Source organism: Cupriavidus sp. 01L43, from assembly GCF_056399925.1.
This window is the reverse complement of sequence record NZ_JBFTSH010000025.1, coordinates 16464-28808: the sequence shown is the minus strand read 5'-3', so window position 1 is coordinate 28808 and position 12345 is coordinate 16464. Positions and strand designations below refer to the sequence as shown.

The window sequence follows — 12345 nt, the reverse complement described above, 5'->3', positions numbered from 1 at the left end:
CGCCCGAACTCGTAACCTTGAATTGTGACACGCCCGGGCGGTAGCGCCAAACTGCGGGGCCCGGGCGGGGTTCACTCGGCGCTCAGTCGGCGTCGTCCACGAGCAGGTCCATGGGAACGCCAAGTGCCAGCGCCAGCCGCTGCAGCACGTCCACGGTGCCGTCGCGCTTGCGGTTTTCGATCTGGCTCAGGTAGGGGGTGCTGAGCCCGGCCGCCTGGGCCAATGCCTCCTGGGTCATGCGACGGTAATCGCGCCAGGCCTTGACTGGATGGTCGCCCGCCAACTCCGCGTCGACCACGGCGGCCGGAATGCGTACACCGTCATCGGCCGCCTTGGCACGGTCATACAGGGCTACATCGTCGAGATCCTCGAACAGGTGCTTCACCTTGTCCCAAACGTCGATCGGCACGACTGCAAAGGCCCGCTGGCCATCTTGCTCGATAAATTGGATGTCGGTCATTGATGGGCGCCCCCGCGCGGATTGAGACGGATTCCCCGCCAGCGTGTCGATCTTGCTGCGGATCTGGGTGGCAACGTTGCGCGGCATGGCCTTCAAAGCCCGGCGCGCCTGTCTGGAAAGGTCAACTTCATGGAAGTGCGTCATATTAGCTTATCGCTAAGTAATCCGCAAATAAAATTAGCAACCGAAATGGACGCTGATTTCATTGCGGTGGGAGTGACGAACGCCAGGGAAGAGGGCGGCTTGTGGACGGGAAGAAATCGGGTCGCCCTGGCATGGAGCGCCTATCCTAGCCCGGTGCCCAGCGTGAAAACCTGTCCGGCGGTGACGGACACGAAAAGTAACAATGTGGACGTTGTCCATTTTATTTGCTAGTCTCTTGTGGACGGCGTACACAAATCGCCGGCCAACGCCAAACCAGGAGATGTCGATGTCCAAGAAAGTCCAGTCCTACCTGTTCTTCGACGGTCGCGCAGAGGAAGCGGCCGAGTTCTACAAGACCGCGCTCGGTGCCAAGGTGGAAATGCTGCTGCGCTTCCGTGACAACCCCGAGCCGCAGGACGCCAGCCCCGGTTGCGGGCCCGGTGCCGGCAACGATGACAAGGTCATGCATATGGCGCTGCAGATTGGGGACACCACGATCATGGCGTCCGATGGCGACTGCAAGGGCCAGACCGCCTTCCAGGGCTTCGCGCTCTCCATCACCGTGCCGGACGCCGCGACGGTCGACAAGACGATTGGCGCGCTGAGCGCGGGCGGCAACGTGGTCATGCCGGCGATGAAGACCTTCTTCTCGGAGCGCTTCGGCATGGTGGCGGACAAGTTCGGCGTGACCTGGATGGTCCTGGTGGCGGCCGAATAGGCGCCGATGGCAGGGTCCCGGCATGGCCGTGCCGTAAAATGCGCGGCCAACCGGAGACATGCCATGGAATCCCGCCTGACCGACCTCGAGATCAAGCTCGCCTTCCAGGAAGACCTGATCGAGACGCTGAACCTGGCCGTCGCGCGCCAGCAGCAGCAACTGGACCTGCTCCAGGCCCAGTTCCGGGCGCTGTACCAGCAGGTCCGGACGAGTGCCTCGGCCGCCGCCGAGTCCAATCCGCAGCATGAGATTCCGCCGCACTATTGAGGCGGCGGCAGCCATGCGGCGCACTCATCACACAGGAACGATGCCCCCCGGGCCCGGTCTGACCGGCAACGATGCCAACCGAACCGAGCCCATGGCCCGTCCCTTGATCAATCGCTTCTTCCACGCCCGCCGCGCGCTGCTGGCCACGGCCGCAGTCGCCGCGCTGGGCAGCTTCGCCCTCGCCCACGCCACCTACAACGTCTGGACGGGCGAGTACACCTTCACCAAGGCCGAGTTGCAGAGTGCCGTCGAGAAGCGCTTTCCCACCACGCTGCGCTATGGCGAACTGGTGAGCGTGCAGCTGTCGCACCCGCGCCTGGTGCTGGATGAGGCCACCAACCGCATCACCACGCAGATGGATGCGGCCATCAGCAACACCATCCTGCCGTCCCCGCCGGTCAACGGCACGCTGGCGCTGAACAGCGGCGTGCGCTACGACGCCACGCAGCGTGCCGTGCTGCTCGACAATCCCACGGTCCAGCAGGTACAGGTGCAGGGCATGAGCCAGTACAACGAGCAGCTCAACGCCATCGGCGCGGTGGTGGCGCAGCAGTTGCTGAAGGACTATCCGCTCTATACGTTCAAGCCCGAGGAGCTGCGCTTCAACGGCAAGGACGTGCAGCCGGGCGCGATCACCGTCGCGGCGGACGGTATCCGGGTGAAGCTCGATCTGCGTTAGTCCGAGGTAGTCCGAGCTAACCCGCCCCGGCTTCCAGCCCCAGCGCGGTGGCAAGCGCCGCCAGCGTCGGCCCGATCGGCGCGAGCACCTTCAGCGTCAGCAGCGGATCGGCACGCGTGGTGCCAAGGTTCAGGGCGGCAATCGGCAAGCCGCGCTCGTGCGCCCAGACGCAGAAGCGATACCCCGAGAACACCGTCAGCGACGAGCCGATCACCAGCACGGCGTCCGCTGCATCGAGCGCCAGCCGCCCGGCCGCCACGCGCTCGCGCGGCACCGATTCGCCGAAGAACACCACATCGGGCTTGAGCAGCCCTTCGCAGCGCTCGCACACCGGCACCGAGAAATCGTCGAATAGCGGCGATTCCAGATGGGCGTCGCCATCGGCCGCCGGCAGGGCCGACACATCGCGGAATTCGGGATTTTGCTGCCACAGCCAGCGCTGGATGTCCGCGCGCGGGTAGCGCGTGGCACAGGACAGGCAGATGACCTGGCCGATGCTGCCGTGCAGCTCGATCACCCCCTGGCTGCCAGCGCGCTGGTGCAGGCCATCCACGTTCTGCGTGACCAGCCCGGCCACGCGCCCGGCATCGCCCAGCCGCGCCACCACGCGATGGCTCACGTTCGGCTGCGCGCCGTCCGCCACGGGCCAGCCGACCATACTGCGCGCCCAGTAGCGCTGGCGCGCCGCGTGGCCGCTCAGGAAGGCGGTGATGGTCATCGGCGCGGAGCGCTGCCACCGGCCCTGCTCGTCGCGGTAGCCCGGAATGCCGGAGTCCGTGCTGATGCCGGCGCCGGTCAGCACAAACAGGCGCGGATGGCGCTGCACGAAGTCGAGAAGGTCTTCCACCGGCCGGGGGTTACGAGGTGGACGATGTAGAAGAGGCCTCGGCGCGCGCAGCCTGGCGCGCCTCCCACGCCCTCAGTTCCTGCCGGTAGCGGTCCATTTCGTCGTTGTAGTAGTCAAAGATGCACGGATCGCAGCCGCTCTGGCAGCACTCGTTGTCGCCAGGGCGCTCGGGCGGGAGCGGACGCGGATCATCGGAAACGGGGGAAGACACGGCTCAAGACCTGAAGGAAATGTTACGGCGCCAGTATATGCCGCCTGTCCGGTTCGGTCCGCGGACCGCCCTCCCGGCGCCGGACTGATCTGCATCGTTCCAATCCGATGTTGAATTGTTTCGAAGGTGGTCCATCGCGCACACGATTGCGGCGGCAGGCTGCTAGCCTTGTGGCAAGGTTGCCGCCGGCCACCTCTGAGGCGTGGATGATCGGATACGCTGCGATGCGCGTTGCGACGCGACTCCCTTCCCTGTGCAGCCTGCTTGCCGCAATGCTGGCCACGCTGGCGGTCGCGCCGGGCCCGGCCACGGCCGAGGAGCCGCCGCCGCAGGGCGGGACCCTCCGCCTGCCCGCCTACACCCCCAGCAACATCGTCCCCGCACCCAATCCGCCGTTCCCCGCGCCCGCCCTCCTCGCCCCGGCCACGCCCGGCGGCACGGTCGAAGGGGCTGCGGCCAAGACCCACCCGGTGGGCCGCCCCAAGATCTGCCTGGTGCTGTCCGGCGGTGGCGCGCGCGGTGCCGCCCATATCGGCGTGCTGAAGGTGCTCGAGGAACTGCGTGTGCCCGTGGACTGCATCGCCGGCACCAGCATGGGCTCGCTGGTCGGCGGCGCGTATGCCAGCGGCATGAGCATCAAGGAAATGGAGGAACTGGTCGGCGGCTTGTCCACCAGCGCGCTCTTCAAGGAACGGCCACCGCGTCAGGATCTGGCCGTCCGCCGCAAGCTGGACGACCACACCAACCTGTTCACGCCCGAGATTGGCGTGCGCGGGGACGGGCTGCTGCTGCCCAAGGGTGCGGTCTCCGGCGTGCAGCTGGAAACGGTGCTGCGCAAGCTCTCCAACACCCCCGGCTATCGGAATTTCGATACCTTGCCGATTCCTTACCGCGCCGTCGCCACCGACCTCGTCGCCGGCACCGCCGTGGTGTTCACCGAGGGCGAGCTGGCGAACGTGATGCGCGCCAGCATGTCCGTGCCCGGCGCCGTGGCGCCCACCGAGTACCAGGGCAAGCTGCTCGTCGATGGCGGCCTGACCGACAACCTGCCCGTGGACGTGGCGCGCGCCATGGGGGCCGACATCGTCATCGCGGTCAACCTCGGCACGCCGCTGATGAAGCGCGAGGACCTGACCTCGCTGATCGGCGTGACCAGCCAGATGCTGAACATCCTGACCGAGCAGAACGTGCGCAGCTCGCTAGCCTCGCTGCGGCCCATGGACATCCTGATCCTGCCCGAACTCGGCGAATTCTCCGCCGGCGACTTCGACCACCTGCCCAAGACCATTCCGATTGGCGAAGAAGCCGCCCGGCGCCAGCACACCCGGCTCGCCGCGCTGGCGATTCCGCCCGACGAATACGCCACCCTGCGCGCCGCGCAGCGCAACCTGGCGCCGCCGGACCTGCGCCCCGTGGACGAAATCCGCTTCGCGCCGATGGAGCGCGTGAGCCCCGGGTTTGCCGCCGCGACGATGGAAACCCACCCCGGCGAGCCGATCTCGCAGGCCACGCTGGACCGCGACATGCGCCGGCTGTTCGGCACCGGCGACTTCGAGCACGTGAACTACCGCTTCCTCGAGGAACCGGGCAAGCGCGTGCTCGGCGTGGAAGCCATCGAGAAATCGTACGGGCCCAACTACCTGCGCTTCGGGCTCGGCCTCAGTTCCGACTTCCGCGGCGACGCCTACTTCAACCTGCTGGCGAGCTACCGCCGCACGTGGATCAACTCGCTCGGCGCCGAATGGCGCACGGACGCCCAGGTGGGCCAGACCTCCAGCCTGACCAGCGAGTTCTACCAGCCGCTCGACACCCGCCAGTTGTTCTTCGTCGCCCCGCGCGTGGAACTGGAACGCCGCCCCATCAATGTATTCAGCGGCACCCAGCGCATCGCCCAGTACGACCTGCGCCGCACGGACCTGGCGCTGGACGTGGGCACGCAGATCACCAAATATGGCGAGGGACGCCTGGGCTTCGTGCTCGGCCACCAGAACGCGTCGCTCTCCACCGGGCCGGCGTTCCTGGACCCGGGCCATGAAAGCATCGAGCGCCGTGCCTTCACGGCCCGGATACTGGTGGATCAGGTCGACAGCATCAACTTCCCGCGCTTCGGCTACGGGGCGACGATGAACGTCTACTCGTCGCAAGGCGCAATGGGCGCCACCGACACCTATACCAAGGGCGACCTGACGGCCACCTATGCGCACTCCTTCGGCAACAACACCATCAACTTTGGCGTGCGGGCCGGCTCCAACCTGGGCGGGCCGGCGCTGCCGCCGTACGCGATGTTCCAGTGGGGCGGCTTCCTGCAGCAGTCCGGCTACTCCACCGGGCAGCTGATTGGCGGCAATATCCAGTTCGCGCGGATGGTCTACTACAACAAGCTCGTGCGGCAGACCTTCCTCGAAGGGGTCTACGCCGGGTTCTCGCTGGAGGTCGGCCGCGTAGGCGATCCGCTGGTACCGGGCAACCCCACCGGGGTGCTCAAGTCGGGGGCCGCCTTCCTCGGCCTGGACAGCCCGATCGGGCCGTTCTACCTCGCCTATGGCCGCGCTGCAGGCGGTCAGTACGCGTTCTACCTGTTCCTGGGCAAGCCTTAGGGACACTCAGGGGACAAATCCTGCGGAGATGTGACGGCCCTAGCGCAAAGTGCGCTACGGCCAACCCCCACCGAGGTGGCATGTCGGCAGGAAGTGCCGCTGCCTATACTGGCCTCGTCGTTGGGACCCCCGTCCCGGACGACACCCCTTACCCAGTCGCCGCCCCAATCGGCGACATTTTTTTGGGCGAATCCCGGCAGGCCCCGCCGTGGGACGTTAAGATGCGCGATTATCGAACGCCCCCCGCATCGTATTTCCTGCCGAATTCCCATATGGACGCCCCCGCCCCCATCAGTCTCAAGCCTGCACAGGCCGACTCCGTCCGCGCCGCCCGGCCGCCGGCCGACATCCTGTCCAGCTTCGCCGGCGACCCGAATTTCATGCTGTCGCTGGCGCGCGGCCTGACGGTGCTGGAGGCTTTCTCCGAACGCAAGCGCCCACTCACTATCTCGCAGGTGGCGCAGCGCACGCAGTTGTCGCGCGCCTCGGTGCGGCGCTGTCTCTATACGCTGGAGCAGCTCGGCTATGTGAGCCAGCAGGATGGGCACTTCGCGCTGCGGCCGCGCGTGCTCCATCTGGGGCACGCGTATTTCTCGTCGACGTCGCTGGTTTCGGCCGCGCAGCCCATTCTCGACAACCTGAGCACGCGCATCCACGAGACCTCGGCCCTGGCCATTCTCGACGGCACGGACATCCTCTACCTGGTGCGCTCGGAAGTGCAACGTGTGCTGACTCACGCACTTGGAATGGGGAGCCGGCTGCCGGCCTATTGCACGTCCACGGGCCGGCTGCTGCTGGCCCACCAGCCCGAGGCAGTGCTCGAGGCGTTCTTCGAACATGCCGAACTGCGTCCGCGCACCTTGCAGACCAAGATCTCGCGCACGGAACTGGAAGCAGCCTTCCGGCGCGCACGGGAACTGGAATACGTGCTGATCGACGAGGAACTGGAACCGGGTTTGCGGGCGATTGCCGTACCGGTGCGGTCGCTCTCGGGCACCGTGGTGGCGGCCATCAGCGTCAGCGTGAAGGCCACCCGGGTGTCCGAGGCGGAGATGGTGGCGCGGCTGCTGACCCCCATGCGGGAGGCCGCCGTTGCCATCGGGAAGTTGATCGGGACTTAAGCGTCCCGATCAGGGGGGCGATGCCGAAAAATCAGCCCCGGTGCGCCAGCTCGAGCTGGAACACCAGCCGCTGGAGGAAGTTCTCCATGCGGCCATCCGGGTTCAGGAAGGCGCAGCCGTAGTGGTGCACGGTGTTGTCGTCGAAGCCGACCAGCCAGTGGCCCACCACCTGCATGTCCAGTTCCAGCCGGCCCAGTTCGGCAAAATCCAGCACACACTTCTTGACGACCGTGCCCACCGGCAATTGGTCAGCGCCCACCGAGCGCGAGCGCAGGCCCGCGCCGGACAGCGACAGATCGGCAATATCGAGGTGCAGCGTGCGCTTGTCGGCCGTCTCCGGCAGATGGATCTGGCAGCGGTAGCCCTTGGTCAGCAGCGTGCGCGCGCGGAAATGGCGGCGGCGCTGGAAGTGGTAGAGCTTGTCCGGGAAATCGGCGATGAAGGCCGGCCCGCCCTCGAAGCGCGTGGCGCCGGGCACGCCGACCACGAAGTTCACAGGCACGCCGCGCAGCAGTCCCGAGAACGCATTCTTGTCCGAGGCCATCAGCGCCTGGCGCTCCGCATCCGCGCGGCACCAGTCGAAGATAAAGGTGCGGTTGGCCGGATCCACGTGCAGGATCGACGTCACGATCTCAGAGCCGCGCGCCGAACGCACGTTCAGCAGGCACTTCTGCCAGGCCAGGTCGCGCAGGACCGTGCCGATCTGCGAGCTATGCGTGAGCCGGTAGCGTTCGTCCGAATGCGAGCCTTCCTGCTCGTCAGGTTCGCCCTCGATCTGGGACCGGTTTTGGGCCTGCTCGGGCCCTCGGGAATCTTGGACACTCATGGGGAATACGCTACGTCGAAAGTGGTTACTCGCCGTCTTGCCTGGGGCGGGCAACGCTTGTGGATCTGGCGGCGGCCAGCGCCGCATGGTAAGCGCCGCCCGGGGATGGCGCAAGTCATGCCTAGGCCTTCGGCAAAATACGACGTAACTTTAGCAACCGACTTCCGGGGGGTAGCGGTTGCAAGGCCTTTTCAGCCGGTTTCCATCTCCGCGCGGAGCCAGCCGTGCAGGGCCTCCAGCCGGGCATCCTGGGCGAACGGCGCCGGCGAAATCAGGTGGTAGGACGACCCGTCCGGTACAAACCCCAACGGCGCGGCCAGCCGGCCATCGGCGAGTTCGTCGGCCGCCATCAGCCGCGACGCCATGGCCCAGCCCAGGCCGGCCGCAGCCGCCTGCAGGCTCAGGTAGAAGTGTTCATACCACGGGTCTGACCGGCCGATCTGGACGGTGGGACCGGTTTTTTCATCCCCTTTGAGTTGCTGCCAGCGTTGCCAGGCATCGGGCCGGGTGCGGGTGTGGAGGCGCGTGACCGCCGCCGGGTCAGCCGTGGCCAGGTCCGGCCGGCAGACCGGCCCGAYGCGCTCCAGCGCCAGTTCGCGCGTGTGCCAGCGCGCATCGAACGGGAAATCGTTGCGGCGCAGCGCTACATCCACCCCGCTTCTCCGGAAATCGATCGGCCCGCCCGCCGCCATCAGGTGCAGCGCGATGTCCGGATGAGCGTCGGCAAAGCGCGACAGCCTTGGAATCAGCCAGCGCATGGCGATGGTCGGCTCGCACGACAGCACCAGCGCGGCCCGGGGCGCCGGCGCGCGGATCCGGGCGACCGCCTCCGCCAGCCCGGCCAGAGATTGCGTGGCGGCAGCGTGGAGCGTGCGGCCGGCCTCGGTGAGGAAGACCGCGCGGTTCCGGCGCTCGAACAGCGGCACACCCAGCGCCTCTTCCAATTGGCGGATCTGGCGGCTGATGGCGCCGTGCGTCAGGTGGAGTTCGTCAGCGGCGCGCACAAAGCTGCCAAGCCGCGCGGCGGCCTCGAAGAACCGGATCGCGCCCAGCCAGTGCATCGGCGGCAAATCGCTCATCTGTCAGGTTTTCTCACCATTTTCGGCGAGTATATATCGGTTGTCTGGCGTGTTCCCCCTGGCGAAAATGGCGGCGCGACCCTCCTCCCATCGAACCGGAAAACTGACCGATATGTCACCCCTTGCCGAAGCGCTGGCCGTCGCCAGCATCACCGTCCTTGCCGTGATCAGCCCCGGCCCCGACTTCGCCATGGTCACGCGCAACAGCTACCTGTTCGGCCGGCGCACCGGGCTGCTATGCGCGCTGGGCATCGCGCTCGGGGTGCAGGTGCACGTCTGCTACACCATGTTCGGCGTGGCGATGCTGATCGAGCACGCGCACGGCTGGCTGACGGCGGTGAAGCTGCTCGGCGCGGCCTATCTGATCTGGATCGGCATCAAGACCTTGCGCAACCGCACGCCGCTGACGGTGGATACCGGGGACAACGCGCGCGAGGCGCCCAGGCTCTCCGCCTGGGCTTCGCTGCGGATGGGATTCCTGACCAATGCGCTCAATCCCAAGACCACGCTGTTCGTGGTCAGCACCTACACGCAGGTGGTGGATGCCCATACCCCGTGGGCGGTGCAGCTCGGCTACGGGCTGTTCATGTCCGTGGCGCACTGGGCGTGGTTCAGCCTCGTGGCGTGGGGCTTCGGCGCGGCGCCGCTGCGCGCCGCGATGCTGCGCCGGCAGGGTTTGATCGACAAGACGCTCGGCTCGGCGCTGTGCGGGCTGGGGGTGGCGCTGGGGCTCAGCAACCTGGGGCGATAGCGGCCAGCGGGTAGGCGGCGCGCGGCACATGGCGCGCGCCCTCCGGGCTCAGAAAACTCTCAAACAGGACGAAGCGGTCGGCGGTCCACGCTGGCAGGGTCAGGTCGTGCTGCGCGGCGAGCCAGTCGCGCAGCACCGCCTCCGGCAGGCCCGGACGGCAGCGCGCCACGGTCAGGTGCGGATGGAAGCGACGGCGCTCGCGCGCGATGCCGACGTCGGCCAGCGCGGCCTCAATGTCGTCGAATAGCGCGGTCAGGTGATCATCGTGCGCCAGTCCGGCCCACAGCACGGCGCCCTGCCCGCCTCGGAAGCGCCCGACGCCCTGGACCTGCATCGTCAACGGCGGCGCCTGCATGGCCTCCAACGCCTTGCCGATACGCGCGGCACAGTCTTCGTCCTGATCGCCAAGGAATCGCAGCGTCAGGTGCAACTGCCCGGGCGGCACGGGCCGCACGCCGCGATGCACGGGCAGCGTATGCAGCAGGCCCGCCGCCACAGCGGGCGGGGTGTCGATGGCGATGAACAGCCGGGCCAAAGCCAGAAATCAGCCGAACGCCAGCGCCGACTGCAAGCCCTGCGCGCGCGGCGCCACCACGTCGAGATCCACGCCCCGGACGCCCTCCAGCCGCAGCAGCGCCCGCTTGCGGTCCACGCCGCCGGCATAGCCGGTCAGCGCGCCCGACGCACCGAGCACCCGATGGCAAGGCACGATGACCGAGAGCGGATTGCGCCCGACGGCGCCCCCCACCGCGCGCGAGTGCGCCGGTGGCAGCCCGAGGCCGGCGCCAAGCTGCCCGTACGTCGATGTATCGCCAAATTCGATGTCGCACAGCGCCTGCCAGATGCGCTGCTGAAAGGCGCTGCCGATAAAGCGGATGGGCACCGCGAAGGTCTGTAACGCGCCGTCGAAATAGGCGACCAGCTCTTGCGCCGCCTGGTCCAGCACGCGCTGGTCGGCCGCCGATGCGATATAGGTCGCGGGCGCGCCGGCGGGGTAATACTTCTGCCCGGAGAAGAACATGCCGGTCAGCGCGCCGTCGTCGGCCCGCAATAGTATTTCCCTGAGAGGACTGTCGATGATTTGATAGCTGGTCATGCTGCCTGCTCCTTGCTGTGATCTTCGGATACTTCTTCCATGGGCTCGCCGGACGCGGGCGGCGTGCCATAGCGATGCCAGAGATGAATCGCCGCGTAGGCGCGCCACGGCGCCCAATGCGCGGTACGGTCGTGCATCGCGCGCACCGTGCTCACGGCGAGCACCTTGCGCAGCGCGTAGTCGGTGGCCGGAAAGGCGTCCGGCCAGCCCAGCGCGCGCATGGCGATGTACTGCGCGGTCCAGTCGCCGATGCCGTCGATCTCGCGCAGCCGGGCCACGGTCTCCTCGGGCGGCGCAAGCGGATCGAGCGCGATGTCGCCTGAGACGATGCTGAGCGCCAGCGCGCGGATCGTGCGCAGCTTGCCCGGCGTCACGCCGGCCTCGCGGTAGATCTCGTCGGGCAGGTCGGCCAGCGCCTGCGCGGTCGGGAAGACGTGCGTCAGCGGCGGCTGGCCGGCCAAGGCGGGCAGCCCGGCCAGTGCCTCGGGCGGCAAAGGCTCGCCAGCCAGTGCCACCAGCCGCGTGAGAATCCGCCGCGCCTGGATCACGGAAATCACCTGGCCGACAATCGCCCGCACGGCAATCTCGAAGCCATCGAACGTGCCCGGCAGGCGCATGCCCGGCACATCGGCGGCGAGGTCGCCCAGATGGCGATCCACCACGTCTGGCCGGCAGCCCAGGTCGCACAGCCGTCGCACCTTGCCGAGGGATTGCGGAATCGCGTGGGCCAGCGTGCCGGAGAGCGTCACGCGCAGCACCGTGCGCTTCGGCACATGCTCCAGCCGCACCCAGCCGAGGTGGCGCTGCGCGCCCACGTCAACGGCCAGCGTGCGGAGGTAGACATCGCCTCGTACTTGTTCGATACCATCCACGACGCGCACGCCGAGGAAGGCCAGCAGCGCGGACCACGCCAGCGGCGGCCGGTAGCCCAGCTCGAACACGAGCTGGTCGGCCATGCCCTCGGCGGCGCGGCGGCGCATGGCGAGCGGCGTCAGGCCGTAGCGCTGGCGCAGCACGTCGTTGAAGCGCCGCACGCTGCCAAAACCCGCCGCCAGCGCCACTTGCGTAACGGGCAGCGTGGTGTCGGTCAGCAGCCGCTTGGCCAGCAGCAGCTTCTGCGTCTGGGCGTATTCGAGTACCGAGACGCCGAACTGCGCATCGAACAGGCGCCGCAAGTGACGTTCCGTCACCCCGATGCGCTTGGCGAGTTGCGCCACGCCGGCCTCGGCCATGAAGCCTTCGTCGATCAGCGTGGCCGCCGCCTGCGCGAGCCGCCCGGAAATATCGGCCAGCCCGTGCCCGGGCGCCAGTTCCGGCCGGCAGCGCAGGCAGGGCCGGAAGCCGTGCTTCTCAGCCGAGGCGGCGGTGTCGTAGAACGTGCAGTTCTCGCGCCGGGGCGTGCGCACCGCGCAGATCGGCCGGCAATAGATGCCCGTGGACGACACGCCGACGAAAAACCGTCCGTCGAAGCGCCGGTCGTGCGAGGCGACTGCCTTGTAGCAGGTGTCGGGATCGAGGTTCATGGGAAGCATCCTACCGCTTCCGGCGC

The 12345-nt window shown here is 67.7% G+C and carries 14 protein-coding genes; 6 read left to right on the top strand and 8 right to left on the bottom strand.

Annotated features, from left to right (window positions below; translation table 11 throughout):
- Positions 1-82: 82 nt before the first annotated feature.
- Positions 83-604: a helix-turn-helix domain-containing protein gene (locus tag AC1DP9_RS26805; protein WP_477108973.1), complete on the bottom strand. Its 522-nt coding sequence runs from the start codon at positions 602-604 to the stop codon at positions 83-85.
- A 286-nt stretch (positions 605-890) separates the two neighbouring features.
- On the opposite strand from AC1DP9_RS26805, the gene AC1DP9_RS26800 reads away from it, so the two are divergent.
- From AC1DP9_RS26800 to AC1DP9_RS26790, 3 genes are all read left to right on the top strand, one after another.
- Complete coding sequence (locus AC1DP9_RS26800) at positions 891-1322, top strand: VOC family protein (protein ID WP_092301632.1); 432 nt, start codon at positions 891-893, stop codon at positions 1320-1322.
- Between the two features lie 63 nt (positions 1323-1385).
- On the top strand, positions 1386-1589 hold the full coding sequence (locus tag AC1DP9_RS26795; protein ID WP_092301635.1) for a SlyX family protein: 204 nt from the start codon (positions 1386-1388) through the stop codon (positions 1587-1589).
- Between the two features lie 91 nt (positions 1590-1680).
- Entirely contained in the window at positions 1681-2268 is a 588-nt protein-coding gene (locus tag AC1DP9_RS26790) for a DUF1439 domain-containing protein (RefSeq protein ID WP_477108972.1), read from the top strand.
- A gap of 16 nt (positions 2269-2284) precedes the next feature.
- Here AC1DP9_RS26790 and AC1DP9_RS26785 read toward each other — a convergent pair whose 3' ends face one another.
- Both AC1DP9_RS26785 and AC1DP9_RS26780 read right to left on the bottom strand, forming a co-directional pair.
- On the bottom strand, positions 2285-3115 hold the full coding sequence (locus AC1DP9_RS26785) for an NAD-dependent protein deacetylase (protein WP_477108971.1): 831 nt from the start codon (positions 3113-3115) through the stop codon (positions 2285-2287).
- Between the two features lie 10 nt (positions 3116-3125).
- A complete protein-coding gene (locus AC1DP9_RS26780; RefSeq protein ID WP_092301641.1) occupies positions 3126-3326 on the bottom strand; it encodes an oxidoreductase-like domain-containing protein in 201 nt (66 codons plus the stop codon).
- 224 nt (positions 3327-3550) lie between these two features.
- Here AC1DP9_RS26780 and AC1DP9_RS26775 point away from each other — a divergent pair, with 224 nt between their 5' ends.
- Complete coding sequence (locus tag AC1DP9_RS26775) at positions 3551-5923, top strand: patatin-like phospholipase family protein (protein ID WP_477108970.1); 2373 nt, start codon at positions 3551-3553, stop codon at positions 5921-5923.
- Between the two features lie 272 nt (positions 5924-6195).
- Positions 6196-7044: an IclR family transcriptional regulator domain-containing protein gene (locus AC1DP9_RS26770; protein ID WP_092301644.1), complete on the top strand. Its 849-nt coding sequence runs from the start codon at positions 6196-6198 to the stop codon at positions 7042-7044.
- Positions 7045-7075: 31 nt separating this feature from the next.
- Here the strand turns inward: AC1DP9_RS26770 and AC1DP9_RS26765 are convergent, their stop codons facing one another.
- Positions 7076-7870 carry a flagellar brake protein gene (locus tag AC1DP9_RS26765; protein WP_092301647.1) on the bottom strand — a complete coding sequence of 265 codons (795 nt, stop codon included), beginning with the start codon at positions 7868-7870 and terminating at the stop codon, positions 7076-7078.
- 191 nt (positions 7871-8061) lie between these two features.
- Positions 8062-8931: a LysR substrate-binding domain-containing protein gene (locus AC1DP9_RS26760; RefSeq protein ID WP_477108982.1), complete on the bottom strand. Its 870-nt coding sequence runs from the start codon at positions 8929-8931 to the stop codon at positions 8062-8064.
- A 130-nt stretch (positions 8932-9061) separates the two neighbouring features.
- Here AC1DP9_RS26760 and AC1DP9_RS26755 point away from each other — a divergent pair, with 130 nt between their 5' ends.
- Complete coding sequence (locus AC1DP9_RS26755; RefSeq protein WP_477108969.1) at positions 9062-9700, top strand: LysE family translocator; 639 nt, start codon at positions 9062-9064, stop codon at positions 9698-9700.
- On the opposite strand, the gene thpR is transcribed toward AC1DP9_RS26755, so the two are convergent.
- The 3 genes from thpR to AC1DP9_RS26740 are packed head-to-tail and all read right to left on the bottom strand — an operon-like array spanning position 9681 to position 12319.
- Positions 9681-10235, bottom strand: a complete 555-nt coding sequence (gene thpR / locus AC1DP9_RS26750) for an RNA 2',3'-cyclic phosphodiesterase (protein WP_092301653.1) — start codon at positions 10233-10235, stop codon at positions 9681-9683. The genes AC1DP9_RS26755 and thpR overlap by 20 nt on opposite strands.
- A gap of 9 nt (positions 10236-10244) precedes the next feature.
- Complete coding sequence (locus AC1DP9_RS26745) at positions 10245-10796, bottom strand: methylated-DNA--[protein]-cysteine S-methyltransferase (protein ID WP_477108968.1); 552 nt, start codon at positions 10794-10796, stop codon at positions 10245-10247.
- The gene (locus tag AC1DP9_RS26740; protein ID WP_477108967.1) at positions 10793-12319 is read right to left on the bottom strand and encodes a DNA-3-methyladenine glycosylase 2 family protein; all 1527 of its coding nucleotides are present in this window, start codon (positions 12317-12319) and stop codon (positions 10793-10795) included. Before AC1DP9_RS26740 ends, AC1DP9_RS26745 begins: the two co-directional genes overlap by 4 nt.
- Positions 12320-12345 lie beyond the last annotated feature (26 nt).

What these genes read in the sequence shown, in the direction of transcription:
- AC1DP9_RS26805 (WP_477108973.1), bottom strand. Translation starts at nt 604, where the DNA reads ATGACGCACTTCCATGAAGTTGACCTTTCCAGACAGGCGCGCCGGGCT.
- AC1DP9_RS26800 (WP_092301632.1), top strand. Translation starts at nt 891, where the DNA reads ATGTCCAAGAAAGTCCAGTCCTACCTGTTCTTCGACGGTCGCGCAGAG.
- AC1DP9_RS26795 (WP_092301635.1), top strand. Translation starts at nt 1,386, where the DNA reads ATGGAATCCCGCCTGACCGACCTCGAGATCAAGCTCGCCTTCCAGGAA.
- AC1DP9_RS26790 (WP_477108972.1), top strand. Translation starts at nt 1,681, where the DNA reads ATGGCCCGTCCCTTGATCAATCGCTTCTTCCACGCCCGCCGCGCGCTG.
- AC1DP9_RS26775 (WP_477108970.1), top strand. Translation starts at nt 3,551, where the DNA reads ATGCGCGTTGCGACGCGACTCCCTTCCCTGTGCAGCCTGCTTGCCGCA.
- AC1DP9_RS26770 (WP_092301644.1), top strand. Translation starts at nt 6,196, where the DNA reads ATGGACGCCCCCGCCCCCATCAGTCTCAAGCCTGCACAGGCCGACTCC.
- AC1DP9_RS26765 (WP_092301647.1), bottom strand. Translation starts at nt 7,870, where the DNA reads ATGAGTGTCCAAGATTCCCGAGGGCCCGAGCAGGCCCAAAACCGGTCC.
- AC1DP9_RS26755 (WP_477108969.1), top strand. Translation starts at nt 9,062, where the DNA reads ATGTCACCCCTTGCCGAAGCGCTGGCCGTCGCCAGCATCACCGTCCTT.
- AC1DP9_RS26745 (WP_477108968.1), bottom strand. Translation starts at nt 10,796, where the DNA reads ATGACCAGCTATCAAATCATCGACAGTCCTCTCAGGGAAATACTATTG.
- AC1DP9_RS26740 (WP_477108967.1), bottom strand. Translation starts at nt 12,319, where the DNA reads ATGAACCTCGATCCCGACACCTGCTACAAGGCAGTCGCCTCGCACGAC.